General features: G+C 74.3%; 18 protein-coding genes and 1 pseudogene. 10 read left to right on the top strand and 9 right to left on the bottom strand.

Annotation, left to right across the window (positions count from 1 at the left end):
• The first annotated feature begins 631 nt into the window (after nucleotides 1-631).
• Nucleotides 632-1450, top strand: coding sequence for a GntR family transcriptional regulator (locus ACL02U_RS13055; RefSeq protein WP_412790929.1), 819 nt, complete (start codon nucleotides 632-634; stop codon nucleotides 1448-1450).
• A gap of 775 nt (nucleotides 1451-2225) precedes the next feature.
• Here ACL02U_RS13055 and ACL02U_RS13050 read toward each other — a convergent pair.
• The 3 genes from ACL02U_RS13050 to ACL02U_RS13040 all read right to left on the bottom strand — a co-directional run bounded on the left by ACL02U_RS13050 (nucleotide 2226) and on the right by ACL02U_RS13040 (nucleotide 5575).
• Nucleotides 2226-2738, bottom strand: a complete 513-nt coding sequence (locus ACL02U_RS13050) for a DUF2231 domain-containing protein (protein ID WP_412790928.1) — start codon at nucleotides 2736-2738, stop codon at nucleotides 2226-2228.
• Nucleotides 2739-2934: 196 nt separating this feature from the next.
• A complete protein-coding gene (locus ACL02U_RS13045; RefSeq protein WP_412790927.1) occupies nucleotides 2935-3717 on the bottom strand; it encodes a hypothetical protein in 783 nt (260 codons plus the stop codon).
• 184 nt (nucleotides 3718-3901) lie between these two features.
• The gene (locus ACL02U_RS13040; RefSeq protein WP_412790926.1) at nucleotides 3902-5575 is read right to left on the bottom strand and encodes a PucR family transcriptional regulator; all 1674 of its coding nucleotides are present in this window, start codon (nucleotides 5573-5575) and stop codon (nucleotides 3902-3904) included.
• A gap of 353 nt (nucleotides 5576-5928) precedes the next feature.
• Between ACL02U_RS13040 and ACL02U_RS13035 the strand changes: the two genes are divergently transcribed.
• The 5 genes from ACL02U_RS13035 (at nucleotide 5929) to ACL02U_RS13015 (ending at nucleotide 12757) form a co-directional block, all read left to right on the top strand.
• Complete coding sequence (locus tag ACL02U_RS13035; protein WP_412790925.1) at nucleotides 5929-6819, top strand: FAD binding domain-containing protein; 891 nt, start codon at nucleotides 5929-5931, stop codon at nucleotides 6817-6819.
• On the top strand, nucleotides 6819-7400 hold the full coding sequence (locus ACL02U_RS13030; RefSeq protein WP_412790924.1) for a (2Fe-2S)-binding protein: 582 nt from the start codon (nucleotides 6819-6821) through the stop codon (nucleotides 7398-7400). The genes ACL02U_RS13035 and ACL02U_RS13030 overlap by 1 nt, the downstream gene beginning before the upstream one ends.
• 2 nt (nucleotides 7401-7402) lie before the next feature.
• Complete coding sequence (locus ACL02U_RS13025) at nucleotides 7403-9790, top strand: xanthine dehydrogenase family protein molybdopterin-binding subunit (RefSeq protein WP_412790923.1); 2388 nt, start codon at nucleotides 7403-7405, stop codon at nucleotides 9788-9790.
• A 281-nt stretch (nucleotides 9791-10071) separates the two neighbouring features.
• Complete coding sequence (locus ACL02U_RS13020) at nucleotides 10072-11529, top strand: NCS2 family permease (RefSeq protein ID WP_412790922.1); 1458 nt, start codon at nucleotides 10072-10074, stop codon at nucleotides 11527-11529.
• Nucleotides 11530-11587: 58 nt separating this feature from the next.
• Nucleotides 11588-12757: an XdhC family protein gene (locus tag ACL02U_RS13015; protein WP_412790921.1), complete on the top strand. Its 1170-nt coding sequence runs from the start codon at nucleotides 11588-11590 to the stop codon at nucleotides 12755-12757.
• Nucleotides 12758-12919: 162 nt separating this feature from the next.
• Here ACL02U_RS13015 and ACL02U_RS13010 read toward each other — a convergent pair whose 3' ends face one another.
• The 3 genes from ACL02U_RS13010 to ACL02U_RS13000 all read right to left on the bottom strand — a co-directional run bounded on the left by ACL02U_RS13010 (nucleotide 12920) and on the right by ACL02U_RS13000 (nucleotide 15757).
• Nucleotides 12920-13360 (bottom strand): SRPBCC family protein, encoded by a 441-nt coding sequence (locus ACL02U_RS13010; RefSeq protein ID WP_412790920.1) that lies wholly within the window; start codon nucleotides 13358-13360, stop codon nucleotides 12920-12922.
• 207 nt (nucleotides 13361-13567) lie between these two features.
• A complete protein-coding gene (locus ACL02U_RS13005; RefSeq protein ID WP_412790919.1) occupies nucleotides 13568-14359 on the bottom strand; it encodes a polysaccharide deacetylase family protein in 792 nt (263 codons plus the stop codon).
• Between the two features lie 63 nt (nucleotides 14360-14422).
• Nucleotides 14423-15757: a hypothetical protein gene (locus ACL02U_RS13000; protein WP_412790918.1), complete on the bottom strand. Its 1335-nt coding sequence runs from the start codon at nucleotides 15755-15757 to the stop codon at nucleotides 14423-14425.
• Between the two features lie 114 nt (nucleotides 15758-15871).
• Between ACL02U_RS13000 and ACL02U_RS12995 the strand changes: the two genes are divergently transcribed.
• On the top strand, nucleotides 15872-17116 hold the full coding sequence (locus tag ACL02U_RS12995; RefSeq protein WP_412790917.1) for a molybdopterin-dependent oxidoreductase: 1245 nt from the start codon (nucleotides 15872-15874) through the stop codon (nucleotides 17114-17116).
• Nucleotides 17116-17616, top strand: coding sequence for a hypothetical protein (locus ACL02U_RS12990; protein ID WP_412790916.1), 501 nt, complete (start codon nucleotides 17116-17118; stop codon nucleotides 17614-17616). Before ACL02U_RS12995 ends, ACL02U_RS12990 begins: the two co-directional genes overlap by 1 nt.
• Nucleotides 17617-17786: 170 nt before the next feature.
• On the opposite strand, the pseudogene ACL02U_RS12985 reads toward ACL02U_RS12990, so the two are convergent.
• The 3 genes and pseudogenes from ACL02U_RS12985 to ACL02U_RS12975 form a co-directional block, all read right to left on the bottom strand.
• Nucleotides 17787-18242, bottom strand: a pseudogene (locus ACL02U_RS12985) (class I SAM-dependent methyltransferase); the annotation flags it as partial.
• Complete coding sequence (locus tag ACL02U_RS12980) at nucleotides 18239-18856, bottom strand: TIGR04282 family arsenosugar biosynthesis glycosyltransferase (protein WP_412790915.1); 618 nt, start codon at nucleotides 18854-18856, stop codon at nucleotides 18239-18241. The pseudogene ACL02U_RS12985 and the gene ACL02U_RS12980, both read right to left, overlap by 4 nt.
• A complete protein-coding gene (locus ACL02U_RS12975) occupies nucleotides 18853-19620 on the bottom strand; it encodes a glycosyltransferase family 2 protein (RefSeq protein WP_412790914.1) in 768 nt (255 codons plus the stop codon). Before ACL02U_RS12975 ends, ACL02U_RS12980 begins: the two co-directional genes overlap by 4 nt.
• 102 nt (nucleotides 19621-19722) lie before the next feature.
• On the opposite strand from ACL02U_RS12975, the gene ACL02U_RS12970 reads away from it, so the two are divergent.
• Both ACL02U_RS12970 and ACL02U_RS12965 read left to right on the top strand, forming a co-directional pair.
• Complete coding sequence (locus tag ACL02U_RS12970) at nucleotides 19723-20463, top strand: response regulator (protein WP_412790913.1); 741 nt, start codon at nucleotides 19723-19725, stop codon at nucleotides 20461-20463.
• Between the two features lie 2 nt (nucleotides 20464-20465).
• Nucleotides 20466-21578 carry a sensor histidine kinase gene (locus ACL02U_RS12965; protein WP_412790912.1) on the top strand — a complete coding sequence of 371 codons (1113 nt, stop codon included), beginning with the start codon at nucleotides 20466-20468 and terminating at the stop codon, nucleotides 21576-21578.
• The last annotated feature ends 132 nt before the right edge of the window (nucleotides 21579-21710 follow it).

Below are 21710 nucleotides of genomic sequence, written 5' to 3'. Positions count from 1 at the left end.
AGTGACCCAATCCCACCGGCCCTCAGGGGGTTTCGGGGCAAGAGGCCGCCAAGGAGGTGCAAGGGGATGCCCAGGGCAGCGTTCTGCTCGAACTGCCGCATGAGGGGCGGGAGTTGAGTTCGAATAAGACTACCCGTACGAGTGGTTCCGCGGAAAGTTCCCGCGACGCCTGGGGAAGTTGTGAAAACACTGTGTCCGCACGGGAGTGCGGTTCGCGGATGATCCTACGCGGTCCCCCACCGCCCGGGTGTCGAGGGTCCGTCAACTGCTCGGCCCGGTGGACGGCTTGGCGGTCCCTCCGGTGTCGCTCGAGCGAGGGCGGGTGCCGGGGGTTCTCCGAGTGCGCCGAGCGGGGCCGGTGGCCGGTTCGCCCGGTCGCGGCCGGATACCGCACCCCGCCGCCCGGTCCGCCGGCTGGAACGCACCGCCCGTGCGGGGCCGTGTCCCTCGCCCGAGGGCGCCGCTGCGTCCGGCCGACCGCAGGACGCCCGTCGGCTCCTTCTGAAGCAAGCCTTACCTAACTCGTGAGGTCGGGGATTTGAACTGCCGGGTTCTGCGCCTATGGTGCTTGACGGAGAAGTGACAACCCGCCGTATTGACCCCAAGTACCGACAAGCCGGAGGAGGACCCTGTGAACCAGGGTGTGCAGGGTCCCGCCGACACGGGCGTCCCCGCCGCGCGCGGCCGCCCCGCGGCGCCCCCGGCGCCGTCCCGGCCGGACGGCGGGGACGCCGGCCCGGACACGGACCGGGAGCGCGCCGCCGACCCCGGCACCGTCCGCGGCGAGCACACCCACTCCGAGCGGCCGCTGCCCCGGCCCCGCCCCGCCGTACAGCGGTCCTCGGTGCGCGGGCAGGTCCTCGACGCGCTGCGCACGGCACTGGTCGCCGGGGAGCTCGCCCCCGGCGAGGTCTACTCCGCCCCCGCCCTCGGCGAGCGCTTCGGCGTCTCCGCGACCCCGGTCCGCGAGGCCATGCAGCAGCTGGCCCTGGAGGGCGCCGTGGAGGTGGTGCCGAACCGCGGTTTCCGCGTCGTCGAGCGCGACGCGCGCGAGCTGGCCGAGCTGGCCGAGGTGCGCGCCCTGATCGAGGTGCCGGTCATGCTGCGGCTGGCCCGCACGGTGCCCGCCGACCGGTGGCGGGAGCTGCGCCCCCTGGCCGAGGCCACGGTCCGCGCCGCGGCCTCCGGCTGCCGGGCCGCCTACGCCGAGAGCGACCGCGCCTTCCACCGCGCGGTGCTCGCCCAGGGCGGCAACGACCAGCTCGTACGCATAGCCGACGACCTGCACCGGCGTGCCCAGTGGCCGCTGGTGGGCGGACCGGCGCGGCAGCGGCGGGCCGAGCTGGTCGCCGACGCGGCGGAGCACACCGCCCTGCTGGACGCGCTGGCCGCCCGGGACCTGGAGGTGGTCCGGGCGCTGGTGGGGGAGCACTTCGCGGGCAGTGTCTGAGATCCGGGTCCGTCCGCCGATACGCGGAGACGAGCGAAACCCGCTCCTCCAACGGCACACTCCACGGCCGTCCCCGGCGGACCGCATCCCCGCCTCCGCGGCTCGGCGCAGTGATCGGCCCGTCGAACCGACGCGGGCTCAGCCTGGTGAACGGGGCGTCCGCCGCGCCGGGGCTGATCCACGGGGTGGTGACGCCGCTGTGGGCGAACGTGACGAGGGGGCCGTCGCCGACGGGGCCGGGGGGCTGGTGCGGCCGGACGGCTGCCGTGGGCGTGATGCCGGGGTTGACGGCCGGCGGGGCGCTGAACTCCTCCCGGTGGATCCGCGCCGGGCTCAGGCCGTGCCGGCGCAGGAGGCTGCCGAGGCCGTCCATGAAGGCGCGGGGTCCGCAGAGGTAGGGGTCGGCGTCGGCGGGGATCCCCATGGCCGCGAGCGACGAGACAGAGGGGCGGCCCCGGGTGATGTGGGGCTCGTCGGGGTACGGGGACTCGAGTGGGCGGCCGGGGCGGCCCCGGTGGCGCCGTGAATCCGTGCGCTTGAGCCGATGCCGGTTCTTTCGCCGATGCCGCCGCGATTCCGTGATCACGGTGCGCGCGGCGCGTTCGGCGCGCCCCCGTCCGGGCTCGGCCGCGAGAGGGCGCGGCGCCGGCAGGTTCGGTGCACCGGCGCCCGGTGACCGCCGCCCGGCGCGGCGGCGTCCTGCGGAACGCATGCAGGCGCCGTGCGCGGGGCCCCGCCGACCGGGACCCGCGCACGGCCGTATCCGGTGTGGGCGTCAGTCCCCGTCGCCGCCCGGGCCGGTGGCGGTCTTGGAGTAGCCGTCGTGCCAGGCCGCCTTCGCCCCGGAGTCGCCGATCCGGTAGACGTCCACGACCGCGCCCACGGCCACCACCAGCGAGAGCACCATGGTCGCGATCCGGATCAGCTTGAGGGACCGGCCGCTGCCGGCCTCCGCCTCCTGGGGCTGCGCCCGCCGCGCCATCCACCACACGCCCGCCGCCAGCACGAAGAGGCCCAGCGCCCAGGGCAGCAGGCCGTCGCCCAGCTCCGCGTGCCGGCGCACCAGGCTGGTGCTGGGCACGTGCCGCTCCAGCCACTCGCCGGCGTCGGAGGCCAGCGGCACGCTCGCCAGCGTGGCCAGCGCGAGCAGCGGCAGCACCACACCCAGGCGGCGCGCCGCCTGCGGCCACACAGCGCAGATCACCAGCGCCAGCGCGCTCAGCGGCACGAGAACGATGACGAAATGCACCAGCAGGACATGTGCGGGCAAGCCGTTGACCAGGCTCATCAGGCGCTCCTCCAAGGGGCGGCCGTCGGGGTGCGCGCACGCGGTCGCATCGCGGGGCGCATCGGGCGCGTCAGCCTGGCACAACAACCTCTCAGCTTCCTCTGAGTACCCTCAGCCCCGTCCAATCCGTCGGCCGCCGTCCGGTTTGGACCCGCCTGTCGGCACCGCCCCGGCCGGCTCGTTCAGGCCGGCTCGTTCAGGCCGTCGCCGCCCCCGCGGGCGGCGGTGCCAGCTGCCGGGCCAGCCAGGTGGGCACGCCGCCCAGGAGCCGGAACAGCCGCCGTGCCTCCTCCCGCAGCCGGGACGCCTCCGGTTCGGTCTCCGCGTCGGCCAGGGAGGCCAGCGCCGGTGCCGTCCCGACCAGGTAGCCCAGCTCCTCCCGGATCCTGAGCGACTCCCCGAAGCCGTGCCGGGCCTCCGCCAACTCCCCCTCCCGCAGGGAGAGTCCGGCCAGATGGCGCCAGGTGAAGGAGAGCAGCAGCAGGTCCCCGTGCGCGGTGGCGCCCGCGTGGGCGCGCCGGAAGGCGGCACGCGCGGCCTGCGGGCCGTCACCGAGGTTCTGGGCCACCAGCCCGCGCCGGAAGTCGAGCAGCGCCCGCCCCGGAGCTCCCGGAGCGAGCAGAGCCGCGGCCCGGCCGAGTGCGGCGCGCGCCTCGTCGGCCCGGTCGCGTACCCCGAGCAGGGTGGCGGCGTAGGCCAGGTACCCGCGTTCGCAGGCGGCCGTGCCGCGTTCCTCGTCGGAGTGGGCCAGGGCCTCCGCGGTGCGCAGCGCCTCCTCGGCCTGCGCCCAGCCCTGCTCGGTGTACAGGCACCGCTCCGTGAGCAGTGCGGCCCGCTGCAGTGCCGCCGCCGCGGTGGTCGGCGTCAGCAGTTCCGCCGCGTCGGCCCAGCAGGCGCGTGACCGCAGGCGCCACACCGCGGTCTGGAGTGGATCGTCACCGGCGGTCGTTCCCGAACCAGACATGGCGGTATGCGCCACGTTGCCCTCCCCGAGCACGCCATCGAGCTTTGAGTGGTGGCCGCATTCCAGCACCAATCACGGTGCCCGGCCAAGGGGCTGGGTGAAGGATTTCACAAAGTCCGGATCTCCGCTGCGAATCGGCCGGGACCGGCGTATGCGGGTCGGCCGGGACGGGCGTGTGTGCGAGGTGCCCGGTGCGGGGTCAGCTCATCCGCAGCGCCAGGAAGAAGTCCAGCTTGTCCTCCAGTCGCGACAGGTCACGGCCCGTCAACTGCTCGATGCGGCCGATCCGGTAGCGCAGCGTGTTGACGTGCAGGTGCAGTCGCGCGGCGCAGCGGGTCCAGGAGCCGTCGCAGTCGAGGAACGCCTCCAGCGTCGGGATCAGTTCCGCGCGGTGGCGGCGGTCGTAGTCCCGCAGCGGGTCCAGCAGCCGGGCGGTGAAGGCGCGGCGGACGTCGTCGGGGACGAACGGCAGCAGCAGCACGTGCGAGGCGAGTTCCTGGTGGCCGGCCGCGCAGACCCGGCCCGGTCGGGCGGCCGCCACCCGCCGGGCGTGCCGGGCCTCCTCCAGGGCTCCGCGCAGCCCCTCCGCCGAGTGCACGGCCGCGCTGACGCCCAGGGTGACCCGGCCGTCGTCGTCGAGGCCGGCCGACAGCGGCTCCCGCACCGCCTCCAGGAGCCGGTCGGCGAGGACGCCGGTCCCGGTGTCGTCCTGCTCGCCGGCCGCCGCCGGCAGCGGCACCAGCGCGATCGCCTCGTCGCCGGTGTGGGCGACGGCGATCCGGTCGGAGGGCTCGGTGCCGGTGCTGAGCGGGTCCACGAGGACCTCCTCCAGTAGCGACTGGGCCACCGGGCCGCCCTCGACCTGCCCGTCCGCCCATTCGACCCGGGCCACCACGACCTGCCAGTGCGGGGCGGCGCCGAGACCGGGCAGCAGCACCGGTGCGGCGACCCGGAGCCGGGCGGCGATCTCGGCGGGCGCGGCACCCGTCTGGACCAGTTCCAGCACCTCCTGCGCGAGCCGTCTGCGGACCGTGCGGGCCGCGTCCCGGCGGTCCCGTTCGACTGCGATGAGCTGGGTGACGCCCTGCAGCAGGTCGATCCGCTCCTCGGCCCAGTCGGAGGCGTCCGCCTCGACCGCCAGCAGCCAGTCCGACAGGATCGTCTCGCGGACGTCGCGGGAGTCCTGCGGGGAGCGGCCGCTGCTGCGGATCGGGAACAGCGAGTAGGTGGTGCCGTCGTGGGTCACCCGGTGCGGGCCGCGCCGGCCGGTCCGGCCGGCGGCCAGATGCCCGGCGGCGAGCCGGACGCACAGCTCGGCGGGCAGTTCCGGGCCCGCCGACTTCGGGCCGGCGATGAGCCGCCCGGTGGGGGAGAGCACCCAGGCGCTCAGGTCCAGGTCGGAGCCGAGCAGGTCCAGGACGACGTCCGGGCCGCCGCCCGCCGGCCCGGAGGTCATCATCCGCCGGTGCCGGTCCACCACGGCGGCCAGGTCGCCGGCGCGTTCGCCGCTGACCTGCCGGACCACGTGCTCGGTGATCGTCGCGAACGCCACCGACTCGTGCACCGCGAACAGCGGCAGCCGGTGCCGTGCGCAGGCGAGCACCAGATCGTCGGGGACGTCGCCCAGCTCGGCCTCGCCGGCCGCGAGCGCGGCCACCTGCGCCTGGGCCAGGTTCCGGACGAACGGTTCGGAGTCGGCGGCGTCCCGGCGCCAGGCCAGTCCGGTCAGCACCAGCTCGCCACCGGACAGGTAGCGGCTGGGGTCGCGGAGGTCGGTGGTCATCACGCCCCGGACGGTGCGGTCCAGCTCGTCCTCGCCGCCGAGCAGCCGGAGCCCCAGCGCGTCGGTGTCCAGCAGTGCGCGCAGCCGCATTCTCGTCGCCGCCGTTCCCTGTCTCGAAATCTACGATCAGTGTGGGGGTCCTGTGGGGCCGGCGCCGATCGAGGGGGCGGCCGGCCGGGGGAGGGCGCCCGTTCGACCGTGACCGGCCGCTCTTGCGTTTCCACAGGAAAACGCAGAGGTTACCGAGGGCCTCCGTTCATACGAATCTACAAGATGACCTTGCTGGCCAGCCAACTCCTTCATGGTTTCCGTGACTGACCCCGGTGGAGCACACAGCGGTGTACTTGCTCCACTCCGCGTTAACAGGACATGAACGAGCCGGGCCCGCCGCACACGGATTGGCTCAATCTGTACGACTCACGAGACGAAGAAGAGAGCCGGTCATGGACTTCCTTCGCCCCGCCAGCTGGGAGGAGGCGCTCGCCGCGAAGGCCGAGCACCCCACCGCTGTGCCGATTGCGGGTGGCACCGACGTGATGGTCGAGATCAACTTCGACCACCGCCGGCCCGAGTTCCTCCTCGACCTCAACCGCGTCGGCGACCTCTACGAGTGGGAGGTCGGCGAGGAGAGCGTACGGCTCGGCGCCTCCGTGCCCTACTCGAAGATCATGGACCACCTGCGCGCCGAGCTGCCCGGCCTCGCCCTCGCCTCCCACACGGTGGCCTCCCCGCAGATCCGCAACCGCGGCGGGGTCGGCGGCAACCTGGGCACCGCCTCCCCGGCCGGCGACGCGCACCCCGCCCTGCTGGCCGCCGGGGCCGAGGTCGAGGCCGAGTCGGTGCGCGGCAGCCGCCGCATCCCGATCGACGAGTTCTACACCGGCGTGAAGCGCAACGCGCTGGCGCCCGACGAACTGATCCGCGCGGTGCACGTGAAGAAGGCGGACGGCCCCCAGCAGTACTCGAAGGTCGGCACCCGCAACGCCATGGTCATCGCCGTGTGCGCGTTCGGTCTCGCACTGCACCCCGACACCCGCACGGTCCGCACCGGCATCGGTTCCGCCGCCCCGACCCCCGTCCGGGCGCGGACCGCCGAGGACTTCCTGAACGCGGCCCTCGACGAGGGCGGCTTCTGGGACAGCGGGGAGATCATCACCCCGTCGGTCGCCAAGCGGTTCGCCGAACTGTGCTCGGCCGCCTGCAACCCGATCGACGACGTGCGGGGCACCGCGAGCTACCGCCGCCACGCGGTCGGCGTCATGGCCCGCCGCACGCTGACCTGGACCTGGGAGTCGTACCGCGGCGCCCGCCGCGCCTCAAAGGGAGCTGCGTAATGCGCGTCAACCTCACCGTCAACGGACGACCGCAGGAAGCCGACGACGTCTGGGAGGGGGAGAGCCTGCTGTACGTGCTGCGCGAGCGGCTGGGCCTGCCCGGCTCCAAGAACGCCTGCGAGCAGGGCGAGTGCGGTTCCTGCACGGTGCGGCTGGACGGCGTGCCGGTCTGCTCCTGCCTGGTCGCCGCCGGCCAGGCCGAGGGCCGCGAGGTGGTGACCGTCGAGGGCCTCGCCGACCACGCCCGGCAGCGCACCGAGGGCGGCTGCGCGTCCGGCGCCTGCGGCACCGGGCTCGACGAGGCCCGGACCTGGCAGGCCGCGGGCACCGACTCGCAGACCGGCGAGGGCACCGAGCTGTCGCCCGTCCAGCAGGCCTTCATCGACGCCGGCGCCGTGCAGTGCGGATTCTGCACCCCGGGCCTGCTGGTCGCCTCCGACGAACTGCTGGAGCGCAACCCCAACCCGACCGACGCGGACATCCGCGAGGCGCTGTCGGGCAACCTGTGCCGCTGCACGGGCTACGAGAAGATCATGGACGCGGTCCGCCTGGCGGCCGCACGGCAGTCCGAGGGGGTCTGAGCATGCCGGCCAACGGAGTTCCCACGAAGATCACGCAGGGCTCGCAGACCAGGGGCGGCATCGGCGAGTCGACGCTCCGCCCGGACGGCACCCTCAAGGTCACCGGCGAGTTCGCCTACTCGTCCGACATGTGGCACGAGGACATGCTGTGGGGCCACATCCTGCGCTCCACGGTCGCGCACGCCGAGATCGTCTCCCTCGACACCGGCGAGGCTCTGGCGACGCCCGGCGTGTACGCCGTCCTGACCTACGACGACCTGCCGACCGAGGTGCGCAACTACGGCCTGGAGATCCAGGACACCCCCGTCCTCGCCCACGGCAAGGTCCGCCACCACGGAGAGCCCGTCGCGATCGTCGCCGCGGACCACCCGGAGACCGCCCGCCGCGCCGCCGCCAAGATCAGGGTGGAGTACCGGGAGCTGCCCGTCATCACCGACGAGGCCTCCGCGCTCGCCCCGGACGCGGTCCTGGTCCACGAGGGCCGCGACGACCACCACGCCGGGCACGTGGCGCACCCCAACGTCGTCCACCGCCAGCCCATCGTCCGCGGCGACGCGGCCGCGGCCCGGGAGCGGGCCGACGTCGTCGTCCGCGGCGAGTACACCTTCGGCATGCAGGACCAGGCCTTCCTCGGCCCCGAGTCCGGCCTCGCGGTGCCCGAGGAGGACGGCGGAGTCCACCTCTACATCGCCACCCAGTGGCTCCACTCCGACCTGCGCCAGATCGCTCCCGTGCTCGGCCTTCCCGAGGACAAGGTGCGCATGACGCTGGCCGGCGTCGGCGGCGCCTTCGGAGGCCGCGAGGACCTGTCGATGCAGATCCACGCCTGCCTGCTGGCGCTGCGCACCGGCAAGCCCGTGAAGATCGTCTACAACCGGTTCGAGTCCTTCTTCGGGCACGTCCACCGCCACCCGGCGAAGCTGCACTACGAGCACGGCGCCACCCGGGACGGCAGGCTCACCCACGTCAAGTGCCGGATCGTGCTGGACGGCGGCGCCTACGCCTCCGCCTCCCCGGCCGTCGTCGGCAACGCCGCCTCGCTGTCCGTCGGCCCCTACGTCGTCGACGACGTCGACATCGAGGCGTACGCCCTCTACACCAACAACCCCCCGTGCGGCGCGATGCGCGGGTTCGGCGCGGTCCAGGCCTGCTTCGCCTACGAGGCGCAGATGGACAAGGTGGCACGGGAACTCGGCATGGACCCGGTGGAGTTCCGGCGGCTCAACGCCATGGAGCAGGGCACGGTCATGCCGACCGGGCAGCCCGTCGACTCCCCGGCCCCGGTCGCCGAACTGCTCCGCCGCGTCAAGGCGATGCCGATGCCGCCGGAGCGGCAGTGGGAGTCCAGCGAGGGCGCCGACGTGCGACAGCTGCCCGGCGGACTGTCCAACACCACCCACGGCGAGGGCGTCGTCCGCGGCGTCGGCTACGCCGTCGGCATCAAGAACGTCGGCTTCTCCGAGGGTTTCGACGACTACTCCACCGCCAGGGTCCGCATGGAGGTCGTCGGCGGTGAGCCCGTCGCCACCGTGCACACCGCGATGGCGGAGGTCGGCCAGGGCGGCGTCACCGTCCACGCCCAGATCGCCCGCAGCGAGCTGGGCGTCGCCCAGGTGACCATCCACCCGGCGGACACGCAGGTCGGCAGCGCCGGCTCCACCTCCGCCTCCCGGCAGACCTACGTCACCGGCGGCGCCGTGAAGAACGCCTGCGAGCTGGTCCGCGAGCGGGTCCTGGAGCTCGGGCGCCGCAGGTTCGGCACCTACCACCCGGCCTGGGCGACGGCGGAGCTGCTGCTGGAGGGCGGCAAGGTGGTCACCGACGGCGGTGAGGTGCTCGCCGACCTGGTGGACGTGCTCGGCGAGGACGCCGTCGAGGTGGAGGAGGAGTGGCGGCACCGGCCGACCGAGGCCTTCGACCTGCGCACCGGGCAGGGCAACGGCCACGTCCAGTACTCCTTCGCCGCACACCGCGCCGTCGTCGAGGTCGACACCGACCTCGGCCTGGTCAAGGTGGTCGAGCTGGCCTGCGCCCAGGACGTCGGCAAGGCGCTCAACCCGCTCTCCGTCGTCGGCCAGATCCAGGGCGGCACCACCCAGGGCCTGGGCGTGGCGGTGATGGAGGAGATCGTCGTCGACCCGAAGACGGCGAAGGTCAGGAACCCCTCCTTCACCGACTACCTGATCCCCACCATCCTCGACACCCCGACCATCCCGGTCGACGTGCTCGAACTCGCCGACGATCACGCCCCGTACGGCCTGCGCGGCATCGGCGAGGCCCCCACCCTGTCGTCCACGCCGGCGGTCCTCGCGGCGATCCGGGACGCGACCGGGCTGGAGCTGGACCGCACCCCCGTGCGGCCGGAGCACCTCACCGGCGGCGGGGACTGACCCGGGCCCACCCGGGCCCTTCCGGAGCGGTGACGCCCCGGAGCACGACTCTCCGGGCGGCGCAGGGAACGTCACAGTCCGCCGCGCCGCCCGGAGCCCCCGGGAGCCGCACCGCTCGCGGCCCCCGGAAACCCGCACCACCCCGTTCGTTCGTCTCGGGCCGTCCCCCGGGTCGTGCGGCCGAAGCACCTTCCCAAATCCCGCAGCCGCCGCACGGCGGTGACCGGCCGCCGGGCCGGTCTCGATGCGGGTGCCCCTGTGAACCTTGGGAGTAGGCCCACATGACCCAGCAGTCCCTGGAGCCCAGGAGTGTCCCGCAGGACGCGGGAGACGGAACCCGCGTCCCGGCCGGACGCTCCTGGCTCGACCGGTACTTCCACATATCCGACAGAGGATCCACGGTCGCGCGTGAGGTGCGCGGCGGCGTCACCACCTTCATGGCGATGGCGTACATCCTCCTGCTCAACCCCCTGATCCTGTCCGGCAAGGACGTGGTGGGGGACAGCCTCGGCCAGCGGGCGCTGATCACCGCGACCGCGTTCGCCGCGGCCCTGACCACGCTGGTGATGGGTTTCGTCGGCAAGGTGCCGCTCGCCCTCGCCGCCGGCCTGTCCGTCTCCGGGGTCCTCTCCTCGCAGGTCGTGCCGCAGATGACCTGGCCGCAGGCCATGGGAATGTGCGTGATGTACGGCGTCGTCATCATGCTGCTGGTCGTCACCGGCCTGCGTGAACTGATCATGAACGCGATCCCGCTCGCGCTCAAGCACGCCATCACCATGGGCATCGGCCTGTTCATCGCCCTCATCGGCTTCTACAAGGCCGGTTTCGTGCACCAGGGCAAGGCCACCCCGGTCGTCCTCGGTCCGGCCGGCGAACTGGCCGGCTGGCCGGTGCTGCTGTTCGCCGCCACCCTGCTGCTGATCTTCATGCTGCAGGCGCGGAACGTGCCCGGCGCCATCCTCATCGGCATCGTCTCCGGCACCGTCGTCGCCGCGGTGCTCAACGCCGCCGGGGCCGTCAAGGCCGACGCCTGGTCCAGCGGCGCACCGGAACTGCACGGCAGCGCCGTGTCGATGCCGGACTTCTCGCTCTTCGGCCACGTCGAGTTCGGCGGCTGGGGCGAGGTCGGCGCGATGACGGTCGGCATGATCGTCTTCACCCTGGTCCTGGCGGGCTTCTTCGACGCGATGGCGACCATCATCGGCGTCGGCACCGAGGCGAAGCTCGCCGACGGCAAGGGCCGGATGCCGGGACTGTCCAAGGCGCTGTTCATCGACGGCGCGGGCGGCGCGCTCGGCGGTGTGGCGGGCGGCTCCGGCCAGACCGTGTTCATCGAGTCGGCCACCGGTGTCGGCGAGGGCGCCCGCACCGGCCTGGCGTCGGTGGTCACCGGCCTGTTCTTCGCCGCCTGCCTGTTCTTCACGCCGCTCACCGCGATCGTCCCGCAGGAGGTCGCCTCGGCCGCACTGGTGGTCATCGGCGCGATGATGCTGATGAACGCCCGGCACGTCGACTGGGCCGACCGGGCGACCGCGATCCCGGTGTTCCTCACGGTGGTGCTGATGCCGTTCACCTACAGCATCACCGCCGGAGTGGCCGCCGGCGTGATCTCCTACGTCGCCATCAAGGCCGCCCAGGGCAAGGCCCGGGAGATCGGCGCCTTCATGTGGGGCATGACGGTGATCTTCCTGGTGTACTTCGCCCTCAACCCGATCGAGAACTGGCTGGGCGTGCACTGACCCGACCCGCCCCACCCCTCCACGTAACCCCGTCGACCCGCTGCCGAGGAGGCCTCAGATGCTGGACATCGCCGAGGAGCTGACCCGTTGGGTCGAGCAGGGCCGCGACTTCGCCGTGGCCACCGTGGTCGCCGTCGGCGGCAGCGCCCCGCGTCAGCCGGGCGCCGCCCTCGCGGTGGACGCCGAGGGCACCGCGGTCGGCTCCGTCTCCGGCGGTTGCGTGGAGGGCGCCGTGTACGAGCTGTGCCGGCAGGCGCTCCAGGACGGGCGGACCGTCCTGGAGCGGTTCGGCTACAGCGACGAGGACGCCTTCGCCGTGGGTCTGACCTGCGGCGGCGTCATCGACATCCTGGTCACGCCGGTGCGGGCCGCCGACCCGGCCCGCCCGGTGCTGGCGTCCGCGCTGTCCGCCGCCGCCCGCGGCCGGGCGGCGGCACTCGCGCGGGTCGTGGACGGCCCGGCCGAACTGCTGGGCCGGGCGCTGCTGGTGCGGCCCGACGGCTCCCGCGAGGGAGGGTTCGGCGGGCATCCGGACCTGGACCGCACGGTCGCCGCGGAGACCGCCGCCCACCTGGACGCCGGACGCACCGGCACTCTGGAGATCGGAGAGCGGGGCTCTCGGTGCGGAGCACCGCTCACCCTGCTCGTCGAGTCCAGGACCCCCGCCCCCCGCATGATCGTCTTCGGGGCCATCGACTTCGCGTCCGCGCTGGTACGCGCGGGCAAGTTCCTCGGCTACCACGTGACCGTGTGCGACGCCCGCCCCGTCTTCGCGACCCGGGCCCGCTTCCCGCAGGCCGACGAGATCGCCGTCGAGTGGCCGCACCGGTACCTGGAACGCACCGCCGTGGACGCGCGCACGGTCCTCTGCGTCCTCACCCACGACGCCAAGTTCGACGTACCGCTGCTCAGGCTCGCGCTCCGGCTGCCGGTGGCGTACGTCGGCGCGATGGGTTCCCGGCGCACGCACCACGACCGCAACGCACGCCTGCGCGAGGTCGGGGTCAGCGAGCTGGAACTGGCCCGTCTGCACTCCCCGATCGGCCTCGATCTCGGCGCCCGCACGCCCGAGGAGACGGCCCTGTCGATCGCCGCGGAGATCGTCGCCGAGCGGCGCGGCGGCAGCGGAGTCCCGCTGAGCGGCGCGCACACCCCGATCCACCACGACGCGGCTCCGGAACCGGGGCCGGGATCCGCCCCGGCCCGCCGGATCGGGTCGGTGGCCTGAGCGGCCCCGCACCGGGTGGCCTGAGCGGGTCCGTGCCGGGTGGCCTGAGCGGGTCCGTGCCGGGAGCGTCTCCGCGCCGGGTGGCCTGAGCGGGTCCGCGCCAGGAGCGGGTCCGTGCCGGGAGCGTCTCCGCGCCGGGTGGCCCGAGCGGCCCCGCGCCGGTCAGGGCCGGCTGATCAGCCGGCTCACCGCGCGCCCGTACATCGCCCTGGCCACCGCGCCCAGCAGCGGATCCGCCAGGCGAGGCAGGAACCGCACCGAGAGCTCCTGGCGCCAGACCACCCGGGTCCCCCCGCCGGGTCCCGGTGCCGTCTCGATCCGCACCCGGCCGAGGACGACCCGCCCGCGCTTCTCCACCCTCACCTGCCCCGGTTCGCCCTCGCCCGGTGGCTGCCACTCCGTGACCTCCATCCGGTCGTCGAAGCCCACCGGTCCTAACCCGGAGCGGGCGAGGAAGACCGTTCCCCGGCCGGTGGGGGGCGGCGTGCACACGGTGACGCGGGTCAGCGGGATCACGTCGCCGTGCCGCTCCCAGGAGGTGAGCCGCCGCCAGACCTCGTCCGGCGGGAGCGGGGCGGTGCGTTCGAGCAGGAAGGTGACCACGTCGCGATCCTAGGGAGTCCGGCCCGCCGGAGCGTCACGCCCCGCCCGCACCGGTCGGGGGTCTTCGAGGCCGCGGAGCCGTCACGGAGCCTTCGCGGCATGGAGGGCGTTCGCCGGGGAGGGCGCCGTCGGAACGTGCGCGGAGCCCTCGCGCAGGAGCGCGGGCACCGTCGGGACGTGCGCGGAGCCCTCGCCGAGGAGCGGGCGTCAGGGCCGGTACACCTTCCCCGGTTCCGCCTTGCCCGGTGCCAGCAACTGCGGCACGGTCACGAAGGCGTAGCCGCGCTCCTTCAGCGCGTCTATGATCCCCGGCACCGCCGGCACGGTCCCCGGGTAGAGGTCGTGCAGCAGGATGATGCCGTCCCGGGAGGACTGGGCGAGGACGCGCCGGGTGATGACGGCGGGATCGTCGGTCTTGTAGTCCTTGGCGGTCACGCTCCACAGCACCTCCGACAGCCCCAGCTCGCGGCAGACCGCGTGCACGGTGTCGTTCGTCCGGCCCTGCGGCGGGCGCATCAGCGTCGGCCGGTGCCCGGTCAGGCGCGCTATCTCCTTGTCGGTGCGGTCCAGTTCCTCGCGTATCTGCGCGCGCCCGAGCCCGGTGAGTATCTTGTGGTCCCAGGTGTGGCTGCCCACCTCGTGCCCCTCCGCGGCCATCCGCCGGACCAGCCGGGGGTACTTCTCCATGTGCCGCTTGCCCAGGACGAAGAAGGTGGCCGGGACCCGCTTCTCCTTGAGGATGTCCAGCAGGCGGGCCGAGTTCTCGCTGGGGCCGGCGTCGAAGGTGAGCGCGATGCACTTCGCCGCGCGGCAGTCGACGGAGCCGAAGCGGGCCGCCTGGGCGGTGCTCGCGGGACGCGCGCGCTCGCTGCTCGGCGCGGTGGTGTCCAGGCTCGCGCAGCCGGACAGCGTCACCGCCAGGCAGGCGATCGCCGAAAAGATGCCGATGTCGCGGAACGGGGCCCGCTTCTTCCTCGTCTTGCTGCTCAGAAATGGCATGTCCGGACTATACATAGCGAGTATACTCGCTATGTATAGAACCCGGGGCCGGGTGAGGAGCCGTCACCACCCGGTGAGCAGCAGGTGGTTGACGAGCAGGGCCAGCACCGCCTGCACCGCCAGCCACGCGCGGGGGCGGGGCAGGAAGGCGCAGGCCGCCAGCAACCACTGCGCGAACGGCAGCCAGATCCGCTCCGTCTCGGCCTTGCTCATCCCCGACAGGTCGGCCGCGAGCAGCGCCAGCGCCGCAGCACCGACCAGCACCGCGAGACGCCCGCCGGAGCTGCTCCCGTCGAGCAGTCCGCGCCCCCGAGTCCCCAGCAGCGCACCGCCCGCCCGCCGCAGGCCCGCGACCGTGGCCAGGCCGATCAGCAGCACCGTGCAGGCGAGGTTGGCCCACACCCAGTACCAGTACGGCCGGACGCCGCCCGCGCCCTGGTAGTAGCGGCGGACCAGCAGGTGGTAGGCCTCCCACCAGTCGAACCCGGCGAGCGTGAACAGGGCCGGCACCACCGCCGCCCCGGCCACCAGCCACGGCAGCACCCGCAGCCGGCCCCGCCCGAGCAGCACCACCGCCGCCCCGATCAGAGCGAACAGGGTCAGCCCGTACGACAGGTAGCAGGTCAGCCCGAACAGCAGCCCCGAGCCCGCCGCCCACACCGCGGGCCGGCCGGTCACCGCCAGCGCCAGCAGCGCCACCGACCAGGCCGCCACCGCGGCGAAGTACGCGTCCGGGGCGGTTCCCATCCACACCGCGGCCGGCGCCAGCGCCAGAAACGGTGCCGCCCGCCGGGCCAGGGCCTCCCCGGCGACCGCCCGTACCGTCACCAGCACCGCGAGACCGGCCGTGGCGCCGACGGTGATGCACCACACGCCGGCCCAGCCGCCGCCCCCCAGCCCGATCCGGTCCAGCAGGACGAAGGTGAGTACCGCGCCCGGCGGGTGACCGGCCACGTGGGCGGGCCAGTTGTCGGGGGAGTGCAGCAGGATGTGGTGGGTGTAGTCGCGCAGCGCGGCGGGGATGTCGTGGAAGCGGCCCACGGCCGGCACGTACTCGAAGCGGGTGGTCATCCTGGCCACCACCCCGCGCTGCCAGCCGTCGATCATCGCCAGCGACCAGATCCAGGCGGTGGCGGAGCCGTAGACGGCGCCCAGCAGCGCCCGCCAGGGCAACCGGGCGGCGAGCCGGGGACCCCAGGTCACCGCGGCGGCGGCGACCGCCACCGCGGCCGGCGTGCCCCAGCCGACGTGCGGGTCCCACTCCCCCACGAGCGGGGGCCAGCCCACGAAGAGGACATGGTCGTAGTCGTCGAAGCCGCGGCCGACCACAACGGCGGCCACGACGAGCAGGACGGCCACCAGGACGGCGGCCAGGTCGCGGTAACGGGAACGGATCACATCGCCGAACGCTAGGGCGCCGAGCCGGCCACCGGGCGCGCACCCGGCTGATGTCAGCGTTTCGTCATGGGTTGCGCACCCGTCGCCGGGCCCCGCGCGGCCTACCGTCGAACCATGCGTGACCAACGGCTTCCCTCCTCGCCCGGTTTCTGGCGCAGCCCGCTGCGCGGACCCCGGTTCACCGCCGTCCTCGGCGTCGTCCTGCTCGCCGGTATCACCGTCATGTTCGTGACCGGCCTGGTGTCCTACGCGGCCTACAACCCCGACCTGGCGTCGGTCAACGACAAGACGCCCGGCAAGGGCCTCCTCGGCTTCTACCTGTTCGCCTGGCCGACCGACCCGCACTGGCTGTACCGGCTCACCCAGGGCGTGCACGTCACCCTCGGCGTCACCCTGGTCCCCGTGCTGCTGGCCAAGCTGTGGTCGGTGGTGCCGAGGCTGTTCGCGCTGCCCCCGGCCCGCTCCCTCGCGCACGCCCTGGAACGGATCTCGCTGCTGCTGCTCGTCGGCGGCGCCCTGTTCGAGTTCACCACCGGTCTGCTCAACGTCCAGTTGGACTACATCTTCCCCGGCTCCTTCTACCCGCTGCACTTCTACGGGGCGTGGGTGTTCTTCGCCGCGTTCGTCGTGCACGCGGTCCTGAAGGTACCCGTGGCCCTGCGGAACCTGCGCCACCGGCACGACGAGCCCGCCGCACCGGAGGAGAACGAACTGGTCTCGCCCCGCCCGGACCGGCCCACCGTCTCCCGGCGCGGCGCGCTGGGACTGGTTGGCGGCGCGTCCCTGCTGCTGTTCGGCACCACGGTCGGGCAGAGCCTCGGCGGCCCGCTGCGCCGCACGGCGCTGCTCGCCCCGCACGGCGGGCCCGACCCCGGCAGCGGTCCGGGCGGCTTCCAGGTCAACAAGACCGCCGCGTACGTCGGCATCGACCCGGCGGAGACCCGGGACGAGGCCTGGCGGCTGGTGGTCACCGGCCGCACCGGCACCGTCCGCCTCTCCCGCGCCGACCTGCTGGCCATGCCGCTGCACAGCGCCGCGCTGCCCATCGCCTGCGTGGAGGGCTGGTCCACCAGGGACCAGTGGTGGCGCGGGGTCAGGCTGCGCGATCTCGCCGCGCTCGTCGGCCACGACACCGACCCGCCGGACGTGCTGGTCGAGTCGCTGCAGCGGCACGGCCCGTTCCGCGTCGCCGCTCTGCGCGCCAACCAGGTCGCCGACCCGCGTTCGCTGCTCGCGCTGTTCGCCAACGGCGAGCCCCTCACCCCGGACCACGGCCACCCGGCCCGGATCATCGTGCCCGCGGCGCCCGGTGTGCTGAACACCAAGTGGGTGGCCCGGCTGAACTTCGGAGACCTGTGATGAGACACCGGATCACGCTGCCCCGACCTCCCCGGTTCACGCTGCCGCGCCCGCGGTTCGTGCTCGGCAGCCCCTTCCAACTGGTACTGCTGGCCTGCTCCTTCGCGCTCGCCGGATACGCCGGCGTGCGGCTGCTGGACGGCGACTGGTTCCAGGTGGCGCTGTGGTTCGTCGGTGCCGCGCTCATCCACGACCTGGTGCTGCTGCCGCTGTACTCGGTGGCGGACCGCGCCCTGGCGGGGGGACTGGGCGCGGCCGGCCGCCGGGAACTGACCGCGTACGTCCGCGTGCCGGCGGTGCTGTCGGGGCTCCTGCTGCTGGTGTGGTTCCCGCTGGTCACCGGCAGCGTCGACCGCTACCGGTCGGTGACCGCGCTCTCCCCGGACCGCTTCCTGGGCGACTGGTTGCTGATCACCGCGGTGCTGTTCGCGGGGTCCTCGCTGCTGCTCGTACGGCGGTTGCGCAGGGCGACGAAGCAACGCCCGCCTGCCGACCACTGATCGACGGCACGCCAGCCGAGCGGGCGGGCGTGCCGCAGCAGTGCCCGGGTCCCCAGCCGGGCCCACGGGAACGGGGCGCCCGTACCGCCACGCGCGTCGGTGACCTGCACCAGCACCCGTTCGTCGACGTCCGCCGGCACCGTCTCCACGATCAGCAGACCCTGCGACACGAGGAGTTCGCCGAGCCGCGCGAGCAGGGCGCCCGGGTCACCGCCGATGCCGAGGTTGCCGTCGACCAGCAGGGCGGTGCCCCAGCGGCCCTCCTCGGGCAGCGACTCGAACACCGAGCGCCGCAGCGCCTGCCCGCCGAGCCGGACCGTACGGTCGACGGCGGCCTCGCTGACGTCGACGCCGAGCGCCGGAACGCCGCGCGCGGCCAGTTCGGCCACCAGCCGGCCGGGCCCGCACCCCACGTCCAGCACGGTGCCCTCGCACCGCCGCAGCGCCTTCAGGTCCACGGCGTCGGCGCGGGCGCACCAGCGCTCCACGTCCAGGGGCAGCAGCCAGCCGTCGCCGCGGCTGAGGAAGAGCGGCCCCCGGCCCGCCCGTACGGCGTCGGAGTACGGGTCGCAGGACCAGGGGCGGGCGGTGGTCTCCCCCGGCACGGCCGCGTGCGCGGTGCTCATCGTGCGCTGACCGCCCGCACTCTGGCCAGCTCGGCGGCGAACCGTCCGGCCGGCGCCGCTGCGGCGACCGCCTCGGCGTCGGCGGCGGTGTCCACGTCCCGCAGCGGGGGCAGTTCCCGCACCTTCAGCCCGGCCTCGGCGAGCCGGCGCCGCTGCACGGCGCCGGTGTCCGGCGCCGACATCGGCACCCCGCGCAGCAGTTCCGGCCGGGGCTCGGCCATCCCCAACGCCCAGAAACCGCCGTCCTCCGCCGGGCCGAAGCACGCGTCGCAGCCGGCGAAGTCCACGGTGAGCAGGCCGGGCGTCACCTGCGGGGTGTCCATGCCGATCAGCAGCGCGGGCCCGGAGCAGCCGGCGAACGCCCGCGCCAGCCGCTCGTCCAGCCCGCCCGGTGCCTGCGGAACGACATCGAAGCCCGGCGGCAGCCACGGCCCGGGCCGCCCGTCCAGGACGAGGACGCGCCGGGAGGCGGGCGCGGCGGCCACCGCCGCGAGCGTGTCGGCGAGCGCCGCCGCGGCGAGCCCGGCCGCCTCCTCGGGGCTGAACGGCGGCGTGAGGCGGGTCTTGACCCGCCCCGGCCGCGGTTCCTTGGCGATGACGAGCAGCGTGGTCACCGGGCAGTCCTCTCCGTCGGGGCTTGGGTCGTCACGGCCGAGGCCCGCGGCGCCGCCGCGGAGCGCGGCAGCGGCGGCTCGGCGAGTACCCGGCTCATGTCGCGCACCGCCTGCCAGGTGCCGCGCCAGGTGCCCGTCACCTTCGAGGCGCCGGTACGCGGCAGATAGGGCACGTCGTGCTCGCGCACGCGCCAGCCGTCGTCCGCGGCGCGCACCACCATCTGCAGCGGGTATCCGCTGCGCCGGTCCGTCAACTCCAGCCCGAGCAGCGCCTCGCGCCGGGCGGCACGCAGCGGACCCAGATCGCGCAGCCGCAGCCCGGTGCGGCGCCGCAGCAACCGGGCGAGCACCAGGTTCCCGGCGCGGGCGTGCGCCGGCCAGGCACCCCGGGACCGCGGCCGGCGCCGGCCGAGCACCAGGTCGGCCGTCCCGCCCCGCACCTCCTCCACGAACGGCACCAGCAGCGACGGGTCGAGCGAGGCGTCGCAGTCGCAGAAGCACACGAGGTCGGCGGTGGCCGCGGACAGTCCGGCGTGGCAGGCCGCGCCGAAGCCGCGGCGCGACTCGTGCACCACCGTCGCGCCGAGCCGGCGGGCCACTTCCGCGGAACCGTCCGTCGAGCCGTTGTCCACCACGAGCGCGCGCCAGCCGTCCGGGATCCGGGCGAGTACCCACGGCAGCGCGTCGGCCTCGTTCAGGCAGGGCAGCACGACGTCGACGGCCGCAGCCGCCGGTTCAGGAGGAGAGGTCGTCACGCCTCTCACCCTACGGACGCGAACCCGGCAAACAGGGCACGGCGTCTTACGAAACGCGGACGTCCGACCGTGCCGGCGGCCCCCCGGCCCGCGTGGTGCGAGGCTGGAAGCATGCAGCAGCCGTACGAAGCACCGGACACCCCGGGCGAGCCGGGCACCGCGGCCCGGGTCCTCGTCGTCGACGACGACCCCACCGTCGCCGAGGTCGTCTCGGGCTACCTCGACCGCGCCGGGTACGTCGTCGACCGCGCCGGCGACGGGCCGGCCGCCCTCGCCCGCGCCGCCGCGCACTGGCCCGACCTGGTGGTACTCGACCTGATGCTGCCCGGCATGGACGGGCTGGAGGTGTGCCGCCGGATGCGCGGCCACGGTCCGGTGCCGGTCATCATGCTCACCGCCCGCGGCGACGAGGACGACCGCATCCTCGGCCTGGAGGTCGGCGCGGACGACTACGTCACCAAGCCGTTCAGCCCCCGCGAACTCGTCCTGCGCGTGGAGTCCGTACTGCGCCGCACCCGCCCCGCCGCCGCGCCGGGCGTGCTGCGCGCCGACGGCATCGAGGTCGACCCGGCGGCCCGGCGCGCCACCCGGCACGGCGCCGATCTCGCTTTGACCATCCGTGAGTTCGACCTGCTCGCGTTCCTGCTGCGGCACCCGGGCCGGGCCTTCGGCAGGGAGGAGTTGATGCGCGAGGTGTGGGGCTGGGACTTCGGCGACCTCTCCACGGTCACCGTGCACGTGCGGCGGCTGCGGGGGAAGGTCGAGGACGACCCGGCCCGCCCGCGCCTGATCCAGACCGTGTGGGGCGTCGGCTACCGGTTCGACGCCGCGTCCGGACACAACGGGGGCTGACCGTGCACGACATACTCCTCATCGCCCTGTACGCCTTCCTCGGCGCGGCCGCGGCCGGACTGCTCGGCGCCGCCGCGCTGGTGCTGATCCGGCGCCGCTCGCTGACCGTGTCGCTCACCGTGGTCGCCGCCGTCGCGGTGACCGCGATGCTCGCCGGCACCCTCGCGGTCGCCTGGGCCATGTTCCTGTCCCCGCACGACCTGACCGTCGTCACCACGGTGGTCGCGATGGCCGCCGTGGTCTCCCTCGCCACGGCCCTGCTGCTGGGCCGCTGGGTCGTGGCGCGCAGCCGGGACCTCACCCGTGCCGCCCGCGCGCTCGGCGACGACGGCTCGTTCTCCGCGCCCGACGGGCCGGCCACCGCCGAACTGGACGCGCTCAGCCGCGAGCTGGCCGCGACCAGCGCCAGACTGGCCGAGTCCCGGGAACGGGAACGCGCGCTGGAGTCGTCCCGCCGCGAGCTGGTCGCCTGGATCTCGCACGACCTGCGCACCCCGCTCGCCGGACTGCGCGCCATGGCGGAGGCGCTGGAGGACGGCGTCGCCGCCGACCCGGACCGCTACCTCCGCCAGATCCGCACCGAGGTCGAACACCTCAACGGCATGGTCGGCGACCTGTTCGAACTTTCCCGCATCCACGCCGGCGCGCTCGCCCTCACCCCCGCCCGGATGTCCCTGTACGACCTGGTCGGCGACGCCCTCGCCGGCGCCGACCCGCTCGCCAGGGAGCACGGTGTGCGACTCGTCGGCGACGGCGTGGAACCGGTACCCGTGGAGGTGGACGGCCGGGAGATGAGCCGGGTGCTGGGCAACCTGCTGGTCAATGCCATCCGGCGGACGCCCGCCGACGGCACGGTCGCCGTCGCCGCGCAGCGGTCGTCCGAGGGCGTCGTGCTGTCGGTCACCGACGGCTGCGGCGGCATCCCCGAGGAGGACCTGCCGCGGGTCTTCGACACCGGTTGGCGCGGCACCCACGCCCGTACCCCTCCGGCCGGCGCCGGCCTCGGCCTCGCCATCGTCCGCGGCATCGTCGAGGCCCACCAGGGCCGGGCCACGGTGCACAACATCCCCGGCGGCTGCCGCTTCGAGGTCACCCTGCCCGCGCCGTCCGGCTGAACCGGGCGCCCGACGCGGCGGGAGAGGGGCGCCGGCGCGGGGCGGCCCGCGGGAGCCGCCTCGGGCGCGGGTCGTCCGCACCGGCCCGCACCCGGCGGCCGGGGGCGGGCGCGGCGGCAGGTCGGGGGAACG

This window comes from Streptomyces sp. MS06 (genome assembly GCF_047200655.1).
GTDB lineage: Bacteria > Actinomycetota > Actinomycetes > Streptomycetales > Streptomycetaceae > Streptomyces.
This window is presented reverse-complemented; position numbering and strand designations above follow the sequence as displayed.